We start from the raw sequence: 16,934 nt of genomic DNA on the forward strand, positions 1-16,934 counted from the left end.
GAGAAAATGATGGAGGAGATCGATCGCCGCCCCTACCCTCGCAGGCAATAGGAGTCGCGGTTCAAGTATCGCTCACAAGTTAGAATGTCCCACATGTGCAAAGTAGAAGTGTCACACTTCCCTGTCGGTGCAGGAATGGAGCGTGGCCGTGGGGTGGATTGCGATGAGCGAGCGCGAGTTGAACCTGATCGAGGTTTTGAGCCAGGTGACGCAGGGCCGGATGACGACGGTGGCCGCTGCGACTGTGCTCGGGCTGAGCCGCAGACAGGTGCAACGTTTGCTGGGCGTGTTCCGGGATCAAGGTCCGGCGGCGATCCGTCACAAGGCGCGCGGTCGTGTGTCCAACAACCGGATCGACCCGGCTGTCCGGACGTTCGCGGTGGAGATCGTCCGGGAACACTACGCCGACTTCGGCCCGACCTTTGCCGCCGAGAAGCTTGAGGAAGATCACGGCCTGAATGTCTCTCGCGAGACGCTGCGCAAATGGATGCAGGACGAAGATTTGTGGCTGCCGCGCAAGCAACGCAAGGCGTTCCATCAACCGCGCCTGCGCCGGGAATGCCTCGGCGAACTGATTCAGATCGACGGCTCGGACCATCGCTGGTTCGAGGACCGTGGCCCGCCCTGCACGCTGCTGGTCTTCATCGACGATGCGACCAGCCGCCTGATGCATCTGCGCTTCGTGTCGTCCGAGACCACCTTCAGCTATTTCGAGGCACTGGAGCAATACCTGGCCGACCACGGCCGCCCGGTCGCTTTCTACAGCGACAAGCACTCCGTCTTCCGGGTGGCGAAGCAAGGTGCGAAGTCCGGCCACGGGATGACCGTTGATCGGCAATCGTTGCGCAGCAACGATGAGAGGGGCAGTTCGGCCGGGCGCTGAACGAGCTGAACGTGGAGATCCTTTGCGCCAACTCCTCGCAGGCCAAGGGCCGGGTCGAGCGGGCGAACCGGATGTTGCAGGACCGGCTGGTGAAGGAGCTGCGGCTGGCGGGCATCTCTGACATGGAGACGGCCAATGCCTTCCTGCCGACGTTCATGGACAGGTCCAACGCCCGCTTCGCCAAGGCCCCGCTGCGCCCGGACAACCTGCATCGTCCTCTGAATGAAGAGCCTGACCGGCTGCGCGACATCCTCTGCCTGAGGGACGAGCGCTATGTCGGCAACCAGTTGACGTTCTCCTACGATCGCCGCCGGATTATCCTGACCGAGACGGAGGTGAGCCGTGCCCTGCCCGGCCAATACGTGGACAGCTACGAGTTCCCGGATGGTCGGCTGGAGTTTCGCTGGAAAGGTGTGCCTCTGCCCTACACCGCCTTCGACAAGGACCAGCGGGTCACCCACGCTGCGGTGACGGAGAACAAGCGGCTCGGGGCCGTGCTGGACTACATCAGGGCCGAGCAGGAGAAGGCCCAGCCGAAACGGCGCCGGGCGGGCAAGCAGGCAACGGCCTATGTCCCGAACGGACGGCGCAACACCGAGGGCTGGAACTCCAAACTGGCCCGCCGTGCAAAAACCCGCGCAGCCGCGCAGACCTCTGATATCTGAGGTCTCCGCTCTGCCCGGCTGCGCTTGCAACAGCGCAAGGGGTGACACTTCTACTTTGCAGAGCCGGCGACAGTTCTACTTGGTTGCAACAACTCCGGGGTTTGCCGCGTGGCCCGTCACATCGTACAGGGGTACGTGACGCTGTCCGCCCACTTGGGCCGACATGCTTGCCACTGATTTCGCCGACAGGACAGGTCTGGACATGCAACTTGGAATCTACACTTTCGGAGATCTGACAGGGGATCCCGAGACAGGTCGCCCGATCACTGCGGCCGCACGCATGCGCCAGATGATCGACCTTGCGCGCCAGGCCGACGCGCAGGGGCTGGATATCGTCGGCGTCGGCGAACATCACGGCGCGGGGTTCGTGAACTCTGCCACCGCGGCCACGATTGCCGCGATGGCCGCGGTGACCGAACGTATCCGCTTCACCTCGGCCTCGACGCTGCTGTCCACCGCGGACCCCGTCAGGACATTTCAGGAATTTGCCACCGCCGACCTCGTGTCCGGCGGGCGGGTCGAGCTTGTGTTCGGGCGCGGCGCGTTCACCGACAACTTTCCGCTTTTTGGTTTCGATCTGAAGGACTACGACGCCCTGTTTCTGGAGAAGCTGGACCTGTTCAGTGTTTTGAACAAAGGGTCGCCTGTCACCTGGTCGGGACGGTTCCGCCCCCCTCTCAACCAGGCCGAGATCGCCCCCCGTCCGGTTCAGAAGCAGCTTCCGGTCTTCATCGGGGCGGTTTCGCGGGACAGCGTCGAACGTGCGGCGATGCTTGGCTATCCGCTGGCTATGCCGCTGCTGGGGGGAAAGATTGCGGGGTACGCGCAGTTGGCTGCCGCCTATCGCGCGGCCTGGGATCATGCAGGGCACAGCGGCACGCCCCGCATTGCCGCCTATTCCCACCTGCATGTATCGCGCACCGAGGATGAGACGCGGCAGGACTTCTATCCTTATTACGCCGCCTACATGAAGCCCCTTTTCCGTGGCCAGGCGATGCCGCGCGAGGTGTTCGAGGACTGGCTGGGTCCGGAAAGCGCTTTCGTGGGCGGCACCGTCGCGCAGGTCGTCGACAAGCTGTCAAGAATGCGCGAGGCGATCGGTTTCACCCGCTACGTGGGCCAGATCGACATCGGCGGCCAGCCTGCAGAACGCGTGAGCGCCGGCCTGTCGATCTTCGCGACTGAGGTGGCCGGGGCCTTGCGATAGCGATCGCCCGGCGGGCGCAGGCCTGTCACGCCCCTCGCGCCTGTCATCGCGCCAACGACCGGAACAGGTCGTAGCGCCATTCCAGCAGCATGCAAAGCACGGCGGTCAGGACAATGACCAGTGTACTGGCTGCGGCGACCGACGGTTCCGCAAGGTTCTCCATCCGGCTGAACAGGACGACGGGAAATGGGATCACTCCCGGCTTGGCAATGAACACCGACACCACGATGTTGTTCAGCGACGCCAGAAAAGCGAACAGCCCGCCAGAGATCAGCCCGTGGCGCATCATCGGCAGCGTCACCTTCCAGATCACCTGCGCCGGATTGGCGCCGTGCACCTCGGCCGCCCGAGCCAGCGTTCGGTCCGAGAGCGACAGGCTGACCAGTGCAGAGCGGATGACGTAAGGCACCGACACCACCACATGGCCCAGCACCAGCCCGGTTTCATTCAGCAGGCCCAAACGGGTGAAGAACACCAGCAGCGCAAAGCCGGTCAGCACCAGCGGCACGCTGAGAGGGGCGGTCAGAACCGGGACAAGCGCGTTGCGCCAACGGGCGTTCTGACGGTCGAGGAAGATCGCCGCCAGCGCCCCGACCGGGACGGAAATCACCAGTGTGAGGGTCGCGATCCGCAACGAGATCATCAGGCCGCGCAACAATTCGCGGTCTATCAGCATGGCCTGCCACCAGCGCAGCGACAGGCCCTGGGGCGGAAAGGTCAGAAACCCGCCTGCGGTCAGGGATGCGCCCAGCACCATGACGATCGGCAAAAGGATCAGCGCGTAAAGCGCCCAGGCCAGAAGGCGGACGGGTCCGGGCATCAGCGACGCTCCCATGGCATGAAAAGCTGCGCCAGCCGGGTCACGAACCAGACAAAGGCCAGCGTCAGCAGGAACAACAGGATGCCGAGGGCGGCGGCCCCCGGCCAGTCGAACAGTTGCAGAGTGTGCTGGTAGATCATCAGCGGCACGACGTTGACCCGCCCGCCGCCGATCATGAACGGCACGACAAATGCGGCCATCGTCAGCGAAAATGTGATCAGACCGCCGGCAAGCAGCTCCGGCAGGCTGAGCGGCAGTATTACGCGGGCAAAGATCTGGCGTTCGCTGGCGCCGTGGATACGCGCGCTGCGGGCCAGTTCGGGGGGAATATTCTCGAGCGCGGCGAACGTCGTCAGGATCGGATAGGACACCGTGCTGTAGGCCGAAACGATGACGACGCCGGTCACGGTGTTCATCAGCCGGATCGGGCGGTCAATCACGCCGATCCAGCGCAGGGCGTTGTTGAAGGCCCCGTTATTGCCCAGCAGCAGCATCCAGGCAAAGGACGCGACGATCAGGCTGATCATCAGCGGCATCAGTACGATCAGCGTGCACCACAGCCGGGCCTGCCCCGACCGGAGGCTGTGGAGGTGCCAGGCCAGCGGATAACCCGCCGCCATGGCCAGAAGCGCCGTCATCAGGGAGACGATGAAAGTCCGCCAGAAGGTCGCCAGATGCACCGGATCGCCAAGGAACCTGCCGAAATTCTCAAGCGTCAGGGTGGTGCCGGTCAGCGTGCGGCTGTCGAACGGAAGAAAGGCCTGCGCGAACATCATCATCATGGGCAGAAGGAAGAACACGCCCATGACGGTCAGCACCGGCGGCGCCAGCGCGCTGTTGCCCAGGAAGGTGCGCATCCGGGTCATGTCGACTCGGCCGGGAAAAGCCGCCAGTCCTGCGGATCGTCCATGACCTCGACCCGGCCGTCTTCGACGATTCCGTCGGATTCCGGCACGGTCAGCTGGGCCATGATCTCTCCTCCGCCGTCCAGTTCGACGATGTGGCGCACCGTCGTGCCCAGGAAGGCGCGCGCGCGGACCGTTCCGGCCAGGGCATCCTGCGCCGCGCCGAGCGGGCGCAGGTACACGCGGTCTGGCCGGATCGCCAGGCAGGCCTTCGATCCGGCCAGAAGCTGCGCCGCACCCGTCTTCAGCAGGGTGCCGGAGTCGAGGCGGACCATGCCCGGATCACCCGATTGCACCACCGTACCGGACAGAAAGCTGGCTTCGCCGATGAACCCCGCGACGAAGGCATTGGCCGGCTTGTTGTAGATTGCTTCGGGCGTGTCGTTCTGTTCGATCCGCCCCTTGTTCATCAGCACGATCCGGTCTGAAAGGGTAAGCGCCTCTTCCTGGTCGTGCGTGACGTAGAGAGCGGTGATGCCGACGGCGCGCTGGATCCGCTTGAGATCGACCTGCATTTCGCGGCGCAGCTTGGCGTCCAGACTGCTGAGCGGTTCATCCATCAGGATGATGCGCGGCTGCACTGTCAGGGCGCGGGCGATACCGACCCGCTGCTGCTGGCCCCCGGACAGTTCCCGCGGGTAGCGGTCGGCAAATGCGGAGAGGCGCACCAGGTCCAGCGACTCCGCGACACGTGCGCGGATTTCGCTTTTCGGGGTGCGCCGAACCGACAGGCCAAAGGCAACATTGTCGGCAATCGTCATGTGGGGAAACAGCGCATGACTTTGAAACACCATGCCCAGACCCCGCCGGTAGGATGGCACGTCCAGCACCGACCGGCCGCCAAGGATCACGTCCCCGCCATCGGGAACCTCGAACCCGGCGACGATGTTCAGCGTGGTGGTCTTGCCACATCCCGACGGCCCGACCAGCGAGATGAATTCGCCTTCGGAGGCTGTCAGGTCCATCCGGTCGAGAACGGTGTTACCGCCGTAGGATTTGGTCAGGGCGCGCAGTTCCAGCGCGCCCGTTCCCCGGTCTGTGCGAAGGGTCATGTACGATCCGGCCTCAGCTCATGATCTCGCGCTGCCAGCGTTCCGCCAGTTCGGACCGCTTTTCATTGAAGACCGACCACGGCACGGAGCCGGCTTCGGCCATCTGTTCGGCAGAGGGAAACTTGGCGGCAACCTCGGGCGGCAGGTCGACGGCGGTGCTGGCCGGGCCCATGCCGGCATTGGCGGCCAGATATCCCTGGAAGCCGGGCGACAGCATCATCTGCGCCAGGATCTGCGCTTCCTCGCCATGCGGCGCATTCTTCGCAATCCCGAGGTAGTGGGATGCCGCGACACCGCCTTCTTCGGTCTGCCCTGCACGGATTGTTGCTTCAGGCGGCTCAGGACGCGGGCGTCACCGTGGCCCTGGGGTCTGAGGTGGTGTCCGCCCATCCCGAAGGAACGCTGATCCTGGCCGATGGCACCCGGCTTAGCGCCGATCTGGCCGTTGCTGCGGACAGCGTCGGGTCGGTAATCCCGGACAGGCTGGGGATCGGCGGTACCGTACGGCGCTACGATGACGGGATCATCCGGCGTCTGGCCGACCGCCGCGATCTTGGTCCCGGCTGGGACAAGACGCTGGATATCTGGCTTCTGGGAAAGTCGCGGCTGCGCGCCCTATACTCACCGTGCAGTCCCAGCCAGTGCTACCTGTGCCTGATGTCGGCGGTGTCGGATGACATCGGCGCCCGGATCCCGCTGGAAACCGACTACTGGACAGATGCCTTCCCGATGCTGGCCGGGGTGATCAGGAACGGGCAGGACAATGCACGATATGACCGATATGGCCGGATTGACCGGGTGAGTTGGTCGAAGGGGAGAGTCGCGATCGTGGGCGATGCGGCTCATGCGATGCCCTCAAGCCTGGGGCGCAGCGCCAGCGCAGGGCTACTGACCGCCGTCCGCCTGGCCGAGGCGGTGGAGGAGCACGGCCGGATCGAGGATGCCCTGGCCGAATGGGAGCGCACCAACAGGCCGGACATCGAACAGGTGCAGGCCAAGGCCACCCACGTAGCCCTGGCCCGCAGCCTGAGCAGAAGCGAGATCCCGGATTTCGGTAAGATCGAACACGAAATTCAGAACTGACCGACGAGGAAACTGACATGACCCTGCCGCACCGAGAAAACTGGTTCCTCCGCCACGTTGCCGTTATTGATGCCCACTACGCCGGCGTTCCCGACCGTGTCGGTCGGCCCTGGTCGCAGCATTTCGAACGTGTCGCGCTACGCATGCTGTTCCGCTTTCCGCAGGTCAGCCGCGAGGCGCTGGAGGCGGCGCTTTACCACGACTGGCTGATGGCGGGCGGACCGGGGCGCGCCGGACTCGAACGTGCGGGCCTGGGGACGCGCGCGATCAACCTGATCGACCTTGTGACGCCGCCGCCCCACAACAACCATTTTCGGGACATGGCCGCGCCCACGCCCGAGGACACTGCGGTCTACTTTGGTTACGTTCAGCGGATCATCGACTCTGGCGATATTGAAGCGGTTCACTTCAAGCTTGCCGATATTCGCGACACCATCGACGCGCTGCATATGCTGTCCGATCCGGATCTGAAGGCACAGTTGACCGAGCGGTATGTCCCCTCGGTGCAGATGCTGGCGACGGCTGCCGAACTTCGCTGAGGCGCTGCGGGAGGATCGCGGCCTTGTCTGGCGGCGCCTCCGGGCGGGGTCCACGTCCCAGAGGCTATTTGACCGCGAACATCGCGATGCCCGGAAAGGCGTAGACCAGCGCCACCGCCACCAGCATCATCACAACGAATGGCGCGCAGCCCTGGAAGATGACCTTGAGCGATATGTCCTGTTCCGCCAGCGCCCCCTTGACCACGAAGGCCGAGAGACCGAGCGGCGGCGTCAGAAGGCCGGTTTCCACAGCGATGATGGTGATAATGCCCAGGTGGATCGGGTCGAAACCCATGGCGATGGCCGGCACCAGCACGATCGGCACGCAGATCAGGATGATCGAGGTCGCATCTAGGATCATCCCGAGCAGCAGCAGCACCAGGACATAGACCGTTACGAAGACGAGCGGCGTCATGTCGCTGCCCAACAGAAGGGACGACACAGACCCCTGCACCCCCGCGAAGGTCAGCATGCGGCTGTACATGCTGGCGGCGACGACAAGGAACAGGATGGTGACGGTGACATAGCCAGTCTCGACCAGCACCCGCCAGATCTGGCGCAGGGTGATCCGCCGGTTCACGCCGGCGATGACCAGCGCGCCCCAGGCGGCGACGGCGCCCGCCTCGGTCGGGGTGAAGATGCCGCCGTAAATCCCGCCCAGCATCAGCGCGGCCAACGCGCCAAGCGGGGCCACCGCGGACAGCGCGCGGGTCAGCGAATAGTCCGGGGCATCGTCATCGGTCTGCGGTTCGCCCACGAAACCACGCCAGAACAGGGCCATCGCGACGATCCCCAGACAGTACAGCCCGGCCAGCAGAAGTCCGGGTCCGATCCCGGCAAGGAACAGCTTGCCGATCGATTGCTCGGTCGTGATGCCGTAGATGATCAGCAGCAGGCTGGGCGGGATCAGCATGCCCAGCACCGAACTGCCCGCCACCACGCCCACGGCAAAACGCGGACGGTAGCCGAGGCGCAGCATCTCGGGCACGGCGATGCGGGTGAAGACGGCACCTGCCGCGATGCTGGTGCCACTGACTGCGGCGAAGATGGCGTTGGAGACGACCGTCGCGATCCCCAGCCCACCCGGCAGGCGCCGCAGCAGCCGCGCGGCCAGCTGGAAGGCATCGCGTCCGAACTCGGCCGCCGAGACGATCAGCCCCATGAAGACGAACAGGGGGACGACGGCAAACTCGTAGCTCTTCAGGGATTCGAAGGCGGCGATGTAAAGCAGGTTACCCGCCAGATTGAAATTGCCGGTGATCATCCAGACCCCCGCGAAAGACACTGCGCCAAGGGCAATGGCGACGTAGACGCCGAGATAGACCAGCAGGAAAATCAGACCGATCGAGATCGCGCCTATGACCAGTCCGCTCATTTTCCGTCACTCCGGTATGTCAGCAGACGCAGATGCCGAGCGGCCATTACCAGCGCGTAAAGCGCGCCGAGCGCACAACCGATCAGGATCGCCAGACGCACCGGCCAGAGCGGGGCGGTAAAATCGCCAAGCGCACCGATGTATTCGTCCGTTTGCCAGCTTTGCCGGAACGGCCCGGTGCCGAACCACAGCAGCACCACCATCAGCAGGAACAGCAGAATGTCGTTGAGCAATTGCAGCGGCGCCACCATGCGTGGCCGCGACGACAGTGCCAGCAGCAACCCGTCCGAACGCAGCATCCTCCCGCTGCGGATCGCCTGCGGCAACTGAAGGAAAACCACCGCGACAATGGCGAGACTGGCGATTTCCGCCACGCCCCGGACCGGGGCGTTGAACAGCGTCCGGCCCAGAATGTCGGCCCCGATCAGAACCATGAGCAGCAGCACCACGATCCCGCCGAAGGCGCTGATCGTCTCGAGAAAAAGGCCGGGCGCGGATGACGCCCGCCCGGCCTTGTCGTCGGATGTCATTCCGACCAGTTGCGCAGCGGGGTTGCGCCAAGCGCCTTGGTCTCGGCCTCCAGCGCCTTGAGGACGTCACTGCCCGGCAGGCCCTTGGCGTCGATCGCCGCCGCCCAGTCCTGTGCGATATTCGGGATCGCTTCGGCCCATTCGCGACGCGCCTCGTCCGACCATTCGGTTATTGTGGCGCCGTTCTCGGCCATGAGCTCGAGATGCTTGACCATGTTGGCATTGATCGCCGTCATCAGGTCAACCGAATAGGTGGTCGCCGCAGTCTTGATGGCCGTCTGCACATCTTCCGGCAGCGCAGCGAGCTTGGCCGTGTTCATGGCGATGGTGCTGCACCACTGTGCGCCCAGGCTGACCTTCACGAAATGCGGCGCCACCTCGTAATACTTGCCCGGAAAGGCGGCCGAGGTCAGCACCAGCACGCCGTCAGCGATGCCGGACTGGATGCCCTGGTAATATTCGCTCATGTTTCCCGCAACCGCGACCATGCCAGTATCGCGCAGCCAGTTCGCCGTCGGTCCGGGGGCATAGATGCGCCGGCCCTCAAGTTCGGCAAGCGAGGCGGCGGGTTCGGTCAGCATCAGGTTGTAGTCGTCGCAGATGCTGCCCGGCGACAGGACCGTCGCGCCGTAGGCGTCCCATGCCTCCTTGAACGCCGGGTTGCCCTCGCGGACCTTGGCCATCGCGTTGCGGATCACCGCGTCGTCCGGGGTGATGAACGGCGCCTGATACGTCACCTGCTCAAGCGGCAGCTGCGATGCGGAAAACAGCGTCGGCACAAAGGCCACGTCGATCACGCCCTGCTGCAGTGCCTGCAATTCGCTGCCGGTCTTCACCAGCGTGCCCCCATAGGCCTGCAGCCAGGTGATGCTGTGGGGGCTTCCGGCGTCCTTCAGAAGCCGCTCGACCTCCGGCACGAACACCTTTCCAAGAAAGGCGACATGGGGAAATACTTCCGGATGGCCCGTGGCGAGGGTCAGCTTGAAAGTGTCGGCCGATGCCGCGCCGGGCCCCGCACCGAAGGCAGCGGCAACCAGCGCCGCGACGTATCTGAATTTCATGTCTCGCTCCCTGTAGGTTTGCTCCGACCGTCACGGTGGACGGTGCCGGACGATCTCCACCGCCTGAAACGTCAAGCCGCGCAATAGATTTGTCAACACAAAATATATTTTGTATGATGGCAGAAGGGCGATCGACATCCCGCATCGGGAGATCTGGACAGGTGCTGCCCCGCTGACGTAAGGAGCCTTGACATGAGCCAGCCCACCAAAGCCGACCAGGTCTATGGACAACTGCAGCGGGATATTCTCGCCTGCAAGCTGCCTCCTTCGTCCAAGATCAAGATCAACGACGTCTGTGCCCGCTATGCCGTCAACCTAGGCGCGGCGCGCGAGGCCCTGTCGCGCCTGGCCGCCGACGGCATGGTGCGGATGGAACCGCAGAAGGGGTTTTCCGTATCTCCGATCTCACGCAAGGAGCTCACCGACCTGACCGAAGCCCGCATCGCGCTTGAGGAGCTCTGCCTGGCCCAGTCCATCCGTGCCGGTGACGTAAGCTGGGAAACATCGGTGGTGGCCGCCTACCACAAGCTGAGTCGCATTCCCGAACGCAGCGGCGAGGGCGGCGAGGTGATGAACGACGCCTGGTCGGTCGCGCATGCCGAGTTCCATCGCGCCCTTGTGGCGGCCTGCCCGAACCTGTGGCTGCTGCGGATGCGCGAGGGGCTGTACCTGCAGAGCGAACGGTACCGTCACTGGAGCGTTTCGCTGTATTCCGACGGCCGCCCACGGATCGTGGACGACGAACACCGCGCCATCATGGAAGCCGCGACCCGTCGCGATGAAATCGCGACAAGGTCTTATATTTCGGCACATTTTCGCCGTACTACCGAGGATCTTCTGGCCAAGGCCGAGGCGGCGCAGCGCGAAATTGCCTGACCGCCTGACTGCTCTGTTCCTTCAGGACGCAAGCCTGCGGGTCAGGTCCGCGAAACGTTCGACATAGGCGCGGATGAAAGTACGGGTTGCGTCGGCCGACACCTCGCCACTGTCGGAAATCAGGTCCGGCTGGCTGAACGCGATATAGGCCTCGGCCGGGACCACAGTTACCCCGAGAACGGACAGCACCTGGCGCAGGTGCTGCTGGCCGACCGCGGTTCCGATTCCGCCGGGAGAGGTCCCCATCATTCCTGCCGTCTTGCCGGCCCAGACGTTCTGCCCCATCGGTTTCGACCCCCAGTCGATCGCGTCCTTCACCATGCCGGGGATCGACCGGTTGTATTCCGGCGTCACGAAGAAGACACCCTGTGCCGCGCGGATCTGATCTGTGAACCGTGTCACCTCGGCCGGGCGGGCGCCTTCAAGTTCCCCGTTATAATGCGGAATGTCGTCGATGCGGACCCTCTCAAACTCGAGCGTGTCGGGGGCAAGGGCCGCGACCGCGCGGGCGAGCTTTTCGTTCAGGGACCCGGTGCGGGAGCTGCCCACCACCATCGCGATTTTCATTCTGGACATCTATCGGGACTCCTTGGCTGAAACGTTCTGTTCTCGTCATAGATCGCTTTGGGCAAACTTAAAATATATTTTTTCTTGACACCCCCGACGCTCCTGCGCAGGTTGGTCCGACACAAGTCAGGAGGTGCGTGGTGAAATTCGCGTCGGTAACGGACGGTTCTAGGACCGGGATCGCAGTTGAAACCAGAAACGGGATCGTCAGGGCGCTCTTCGCGGGCGAACCCGGTTTTCCCGGCGACCTCGACACGCTGGTTGCGTCCGGGCCGGCGGCACTGGCCGAGGCCGGACAGGCGCTTGCGGGGGCTGCCGAGCTCGACGCAAAGCACCTGACGTTCCTGCCCCCTCTGCAGCGAGCGGGCAAGCTGCTTTGCATCGGTCTGAACTACGCCGACCATTCGGCCGAAGGCGGTTTCGCGGTGCCCGACTACCCGACCGTCTTCGCCCGGTTCAATACTTCGCTCGTCGGCCACGGACAGCCACTGATCAAGCCGCGCACCTCGGACCAGTTCGATTACGAGGGCGAAGTGGTTGCGGTGATCGGCAAACCCGGCCGCCACATCCCGAAGGAAACGGCGCTGGACCATGTGATCGGCTATTCGCTGTTCAACGATGCGTCGGTCCGGGATTTCCAGATGCGCACCCCGCAATGGACGGTCGGCAAGAACTTTGACGGCACCGGGGCGTTCGGCCCCTGGCTCGTGACCGCCGACGCGCTTCCCAATGGTTGTGCGGGCCTGAAACTGGAAACACGGCTTAACGGCCAAACGGTCCAGAGCGCCTCGACCGACGACATGGTGTTCGACATCGCCACGCTGGTCTCGACCCTTAGCGAGGCGATGACTCTGGAAGCCGGAGACGTCATTATCTCGGGCACCCCCGCTGGTGTCGGCATTGCCCGCAAGCCCCAGCTGTTCATGAAACCCGGCGACATTTGCGATGTCGAAGTCAACGGCCTGGGAATCTTGTCGAACCCCGTCGCAGAGGAATGCACGCGACCGCATCAAGGAAGGATACCATGATGGAAAACGCCGGACCCAAGAACCCCGTCCTGCACCATGTCAACCTGAAGACCTCGCGCCTGCAGGAGATGATCGACTGGTATCGCACCGTGGTCGGATCGGAGCCCCTGCATCAGTTCGAGGGCGGCGCCTGGTCGTCCAACGACGCGGCCAACCACCGCATCGCGCTGATCACCTCGCCCGAGGTGCGCGACGACCCCGAAAAGGTCACGCGGTCCGGGATGCACCACATGGCCTTCGAATACGAGACGCTGGACGATCTTCTGGCGACCTACGAACGTCTGGCCGGACTTGGCATCACGCCGCATCTCACTCTGGATCACGGCATGACCACCTCGTTCTACTATCTCGATCCGGACGAAAACAGCGTAGAGCTTCAGTGCGACAATTTCGGCGACTGGAGCAAGTCCAGCGAGTTCGTCCGCACCTCTGCCGAGTTCAAGGCCAATCCGATCGGCACGCCGGTGGATCCGGCACGGATGATCGAGGCACGGCGCGCCGGGGCCAGCATGCAGGACGTCCAGAAGCGCGCCTACGCCGGAGAGTTCCCGCCGTCCGCGCCGATGGACCCGCGTCTGCCCTTTCCGCTCGAGGTCTGACCGTTCGGCGGCTCTGCCTCATGCGCCCGAACGATCTGCGCGCGACCGCCGACGACTACCGCGCCATCCATCGTCGCAGCGCCTCGGCGCCAGTAACCGTTTCTGCGGGCCGCGTCCTTGAGGGTGTGCCCGAAAACCGTGGCGCAGGAGCGGGTTGCGTCAGGCCGTCGACGGGGGCGTACGTTCCGCGCGCGACGTTGTGGGGCGCGACGAAGGCCTCGTCTAGGGTCAGGACCGGGGTGACGCAGGCATCGGTGCCATCGAAGATCTGCGCCCACTCGTCCCTCGTACGGCTGGCAAAAAGCGCTGCGAACCGGGCCTGCATGTCCGGCCAGCCCGCGGGGTCGTACTGGACCATCGAGTCGGGCGGGATCCCGAAGCCATCGAGCAGGGCCGCGAAGAACTGGGGTTCCAGCGCGCCGACGGCGACGTGACCTCCGTCCGCGCAGGCGTAGCAGCGGTAAAACGGCCGTCCGCCGTCAAGAAGATTGTCCGCGCGCCGCGCGCTCCAGCCGCCGCTTTGTCGCAGGGCGACGAACAGGCTGAGCAGCATGGCCGTCCCGTCGGTCATCGCCGCATCCACCACCTGCCCCGTGCCTGTGCGCTGCGCCGACAGAAGCCCCGCCGTCACGCCAAGTGCGAGGAACATCGCCCCGCCCCCGTAGTCGCCAACAAGGTTGAGCGGCGGATCCGGCGGCGCATCCGGCGCTCCGAACAGGCCCAGGACCCCTGCCATCGCGATATAGTTGATGTCATGTCCTGCACGCATCGCCATCGGGCCGGACTGACCCCAGCCCGTCATCCGGCCATAGACAAGCCCCGGATTGCGGGCGAGGCAGGGCTCCGGACCCAGCCCGAGCCGTTCCATCACGCCCGGTCGAAACCCTTCGATCAGCGCATCGGCACGCCCGATCAGCTCAAGCGCGGTGGCGCGGTCGGCGTCGGACTTGAGGTTCAGCTCTAGCCCCGCGCGGCCGCGATGCAGGATTGCCTCGCCCAGATCCTCGTAGGCCGACTGTCCGCCCGACCGCGCAATCCGGATGATGTCAGCACCCATGTCCGCAAGAATGGTCGCGGCAAGGGGCACCGGCCCGATGGCATCCATTTCAACGATACGTACTCCGTCAAGCGGTCCCATGTTGCCCCCCTATATCCGGTTCGCCGCGCCGCTGCGCGACACGCCCAGCACCGCATCCAGTGCGCCGTCGACGCGCAGGTTGATACCCGAGATATGGTCCGACTCCGGACCGGCCAGAAAATGAATCGCCCGCGCCAGATCCTGCGGTCTGCCGACACGGCCCATGGGAATATCCTGCCCGCGCGCCTCGCGCACCGCCGGGTCGTCGTAGGACGCGGCAGTCATTGCCGTGTGGGTTGGCCCGGGCGAGACACAGTTGCAGCGGATCCCTGCGGGTCCCCATTCACCCGCCATCTGCCGCACCAGCATGACAAGCGCGGCCTTGCTGGTCGAATAGGCACCAAGCGGTATCGCCGGATGGTCTGCGGCCGAGGACGCCGTGGCGACGATCGCGCCTCGGCTGGCCGACAGGTGCGGATGGGCCGCCTGCCCCAGCAAGAGCGTCGCGCGAACGTTGATGGCCATCATCATGTCGAAAGCTTCTGCGCCCAGTTCGGTCAGGGGCGCGCGGTGAATGGCGCCCGCGTTGCTGACAAGCGCCTGCAGCGATCCGAAGCGGGCCACCGCCTGCGCGACGATCGACGCTCCCGCCTTTGGGTCGGAAAGATCGGCGACCGCTATCCCGACATCGGCCCCGAGGCCGGTCAGTGCCTCGGCCGCCCTTTCCAGCCCGCCTGCGTCGCGATCAGCGAGAAACAACCGCGCCGGACCTTCGCCATGAGGCCGTGTCGCGAAAAGTTCGGCCGTGGCGAAGCCGATGCCGCTGGCTGCGCCGGTGATGATGACAGACATGCGCGTCCTCCCTCTGGATGTCCTGACCCAATGGCGCGCGGGTCCGCCCCGCACCTGCCGGGCGATAGGTGTCCGCACCCCACGGGCCCGTTAGGACAAAATGGTGCAATGTGGGAGGTGTGCATGACCCAGGTCCTGTCAGGCAACGGTTTTGCCTGGAATTTCGGTCGGGAAGATACCCTGGCCGACCTTCTTCTGCGCCGGGCTGAGGAAAGCCCGGACCTGAATTTTGCGATATTTCCGGATAGTGTGACGCCACTCGCGCAACTGCGCGACCGCGCCCTGGCCTTCGCGCGCGGGCTCATCGGTCTTGGTTTGCGGCCCGGTGACAAGGTTGCGATCCTGATGCCGAACTGTCTGGACTACATGGTCGCCCATTTCGGCATCCAGCTGGCAGGCGGCGTCGGTGTCCTGCTGAATGCCCGCGCCCGCAGCCTGGACCTGCATCATGCCGTAGCCCTGAGCGATGCATCGCTTCTCATCACCACGTCCGATTATGACGACGCGGTGAACTTCCGCGCGACGCTGACGGAAACCTATCCCGAACTGGCCACGGCCGAGACGGGCACGGACCTGTCGCTCGAGGCCGCGCCGCTGTTGCGCCAGATCGTTCTGTTCGGAACCGGCAGGTGGCGCGCCGCGATCGCCGCAGATGACATGATCGGCCGTGCCGACGGCGTGTCCGACGCGCAGCTTGCGGCTGCGCGTGACGGGCAGACCCGCGAGGACACGGCGGTGATGTATTTCACATCCGGCACCACGTCTCGCCCCAAGGCATGCGAGATCAGCCATGCGGCGCTGCAACGCTCCTGGTCGATCTTCACCCGGACCGTCGCTTTGCGGCCCGGCGAAAAGGTCTGGGTGCCGATGCCGTTCTTCCACTCCGGTGGTATCGGGCTGATGTCCGGTCTGCTGGCCGACGGTGCCTGCATGGCGAGTGCCCCGCATTTTACCGCCGACAGCGTGCTGGACATGGTGGGAACGCACCGGATCGAACATCTGTACCCCGGATTCCATCTTCTCGCTGCGCCCGTGATCGAGAACGACCGGTTTTCGGCCAAGGCGTTTGCGTTCATCCGGTCGCTGGTGGTCATCGGCCCGCTCGGCACCGTGCGGCGGCTTGCCGCGCGTCTGCCGGAAGGGACCCCCGTCCTGAACCTCTATGGTCTGTCCGAAGCCAGCGGCCTTGTCACGCTGGCCGATGCGCACGACCCCGAGGAGATCCGGCTGACAAGGGCCGGACGCGCCCTGCCCGGCATCGAGGTGATGATCGCCGATCCCTCGACCGGCGAGGCGCTGCCGACCGGGCGGGAAGGTGAAATCCTCTTCCGCGGCGGCGGTGCCTTCAGGGGGTACTACAAGGCCGCAGACGAGACAGCCAAAACCATTCGCCCGGACGGGTACATACGCACCGGCGACCTGGGCACAATGGACGACGACGGACGGCTGGCCTATGTCGGACGGATCAAGGATCTGATCCGTGTCGGGGGCGAGAACGTCGCGGCGGCCGAGATTGAAAGCTACCTTTCCGCCCATCCCGGCGTCGCCAACGTCCAGGTGGTGGGCAAGCCCGAGGATCGCCTTGGCGAAGTTCCGGTGGCGTTTGTGGAGCTGCGTCCCGGCATGACGGCCAGCGAGGCCGAGCTGATAGAGTTTCTGCGCGGCAAGATCGCCCGGTACAAGGTGCCGACCGAGGTACGATTCGTCACGACATGGCCCATGTCGGCCACGAAAATCCAGAAATTCAAACTGAGAGAGCTCCTGTGACCCCCTGCGCCCGCCTTGCGATAGGTGAGCCATCCTCTCGTGTCGTT

General features: G+C 64.7%; 17 protein-coding genes and 1 pseudogene. 8 read left to right on the forward strand and 10 right to left on the reverse strand.

The annotated features are described in order from the left end of the window. Positions 1–148: 148 nt before the first annotated feature. Positions 149–1,548 (forward strand): annotated as a pseudogene (locus MF270_RS25330) (ISNCY family transposase). A gap of 202 nt (positions 1,549–1,750) precedes the next feature. Further along, the gene (locus MF270_RS25335; RefSeq protein WP_238368490.1) at positions 1,751–2,755 is read left to right on the forward strand and encodes an LLM class flavin-dependent oxidoreductase; all 1,005 of its coding nucleotides are present in this window, start codon (positions 1,751–1,753) and stop codon (positions 2,753–2,755) included. Positions 2,756–2,798: 43 nt separating this feature from the next. Here the strand turns inward: MF270_RS25335 and MF270_RS25340 are convergent, their stop codons facing one another. From MF270_RS25340 to MF270_RS25355, 4 genes are read right to left on the reverse strand one after another with little or no spacing between them, the layout of a single operon-like run. Continuing rightward, a complete protein-coding gene (locus tag MF270_RS25340; RefSeq protein ID WP_238368440.1) occupies positions 2,799–3,575 on the reverse strand; it encodes an ABC transporter permease in 777 nt (258 codons plus the stop codon). Further along, positions 3,575–4,441: an ABC transporter permease gene (locus tag MF270_RS25345; protein ID WP_238368441.1), complete on the reverse strand. Its 867-nt coding sequence runs from the start codon at positions 4,439–4,441 to the stop codon at positions 3,575–3,577. Before MF270_RS25345 ends, MF270_RS25340 begins: the two co-directional genes overlap by 1 nt. Next, positions 4,438–5,532 carry an ABC transporter ATP-binding protein gene (locus MF270_RS25350; protein WP_238368442.1) on the reverse strand — a complete coding sequence of 365 codons (1,095 nt, stop codon included), beginning with the start codon at positions 5,530–5,532 and terminating at the stop codon, positions 4,438–4,440. The genes MF270_RS25345 and MF270_RS25350 overlap by 4 nt, the downstream gene beginning before the upstream one ends. A 13-nt stretch (positions 5,533–5,545) precedes the next feature. After that, on the reverse strand, positions 5,546–5,752 hold the full coding sequence (locus tag MF270_RS25355; protein WP_238368443.1) for a hypothetical protein: 207 nt from the start codon (positions 5,750–5,752) through the stop codon (positions 5,546–5,548). Positions 5,753–5,814: 62 nt separating this feature from the next. Here MF270_RS25355 and MF270_RS25360 point away from each other — a divergent pair, with 62 nt between their 5' ends. Further along, positions 5,815–6,615, forward strand: coding sequence for an FAD-dependent monooxygenase (locus tag MF270_RS25360; protein WP_336246062.1), 801 nt, complete (start codon positions 5,815–5,817; stop codon positions 6,613–6,615). 17 nt (positions 6,616–6,632) lie between these two features. Continuing rightward, entirely contained in the window at positions 6,633–7,154 is a 522-nt protein-coding gene (locus tag MF270_RS25365) for a hypothetical protein (protein ID WP_238368445.1), read from the forward strand. Positions 7,155–7,218: 64 nt separating this feature from the next. Here MF270_RS25365 and MF270_RS25370 read toward each other — a convergent pair whose 3' ends face one another. From MF270_RS25370 to MF270_RS25380, 3 genes are read right to left on the reverse strand one after another with little or no spacing between them, the layout of a single operon-like run. After that, a complete protein-coding gene (locus tag MF270_RS25370; RefSeq protein WP_238368446.1) occupies positions 7,219–8,529 on the reverse strand; it encodes a TRAP transporter large permease in 1,311 nt (436 codons plus the stop codon). After that, positions 8,526–9,059, reverse strand: a complete 534-nt coding sequence (locus tag MF270_RS25375; RefSeq protein ID WP_238368447.1) for a TRAP transporter small permease subunit — start codon at positions 9,057–9,059, stop codon at positions 8,526–8,528. The genes MF270_RS25370 and MF270_RS25375 overlap by 4 nt, the downstream gene beginning before the upstream one ends. After that, positions 9,056–10,120 (reverse strand): C4-dicarboxylate TRAP transporter substrate-binding protein, encoded by a 1,065-nt coding sequence (locus MF270_RS25380; RefSeq protein ID WP_238368448.1) that lies wholly within the window; start codon positions 10,118–10,120, stop codon positions 9,056–9,058. The genes MF270_RS25375 and MF270_RS25380 overlap by 4 nt, the downstream gene beginning before the upstream one ends. Positions 10,121–10,312: 192 nt before the next feature. Between MF270_RS25380 and MF270_RS25385 the strand changes: the two genes are divergently transcribed. Continuing rightward, a complete protein-coding gene (locus tag MF270_RS25385) occupies positions 10,313–10,996 on the forward strand; it encodes a GntR family transcriptional regulator (RefSeq protein ID WP_238368449.1) in 684 nt (227 codons plus the stop codon). A gap of 21 nt (positions 10,997–11,017) precedes the next feature. Here the strand turns inward: MF270_RS25385 and MF270_RS25390 are convergent, their stop codons facing one another. Then, on the reverse strand, positions 11,018–11,572 hold the full coding sequence (locus tag MF270_RS25390; RefSeq protein WP_238368450.1) for an NADPH-dependent FMN reductase: 555 nt from the start codon (positions 11,570–11,572) through the stop codon (positions 11,018–11,020). 131 nt (positions 11,573–11,703) lie between these two features. On the opposite strand from MF270_RS25390, the gene MF270_RS25395 reads away from it, so the two are divergent. Both MF270_RS25395 and MF270_RS25400 read left to right on the forward strand, forming a co-directional pair. Further along, complete coding sequence (locus tag MF270_RS25395) at positions 11,704–12,591, forward strand: fumarylacetoacetate hydrolase family protein (protein ID WP_238368451.1); 888 nt, start codon at positions 11,704–11,706, stop codon at positions 12,589–12,591. After that, positions 12,591–13,190, forward strand: coding sequence for a VOC family protein (locus tag MF270_RS25400; protein ID WP_238368452.1), 600 nt, complete (start codon positions 12,591–12,593; stop codon positions 13,188–13,190). Before MF270_RS25395 ends, MF270_RS25400 begins: the two co-directional genes overlap by 1 nt. Before the next feature lie 55 nt (positions 13,191–13,245). Here MF270_RS25400 and MF270_RS25405 read toward each other — a convergent pair whose 3' ends face one another. Both MF270_RS25405 and MF270_RS25410 read right to left on the reverse strand, forming a co-directional pair. Beyond that, positions 13,246–14,328, reverse strand: coding sequence for a CaiB/BaiF CoA transferase family protein (locus MF270_RS25405; protein ID WP_238368453.1), 1,083 nt, complete (start codon positions 14,326–14,328; stop codon positions 13,246–13,248). Positions 14,329–14,337: 9 nt separating this feature from the next. Further along, a complete protein-coding gene (locus MF270_RS25410; RefSeq protein WP_238368454.1) occupies positions 14,338–15,120 on the reverse strand; it encodes an SDR family NAD(P)-dependent oxidoreductase in 783 nt (260 codons plus the stop codon). Between the two features lie 30 nt (positions 15,121–15,150). Here MF270_RS25410 and MF270_RS25415 point away from each other — a divergent pair, with 30 nt between their 5' ends. After that, positions 15,151–16,887, forward strand: a complete 1,737-nt coding sequence (locus tag MF270_RS25415) for a class I adenylate-forming enzyme family protein (RefSeq protein ID WP_238368455.1) — start codon at positions 15,151–15,153, stop codon at positions 16,885–16,887. Positions 16,888–16,934 lie beyond the last annotated feature (47 nt).

This window comes from Mesobacterium pallidum, from assembly GCF_019966535.1.
GTDB classification, from domain to species: Bacteria; Pseudomonadota; Alphaproteobacteria; order Rhodobacterales; family Rhodobacteraceae; genus Mesobacterium; species Mesobacterium pallidum.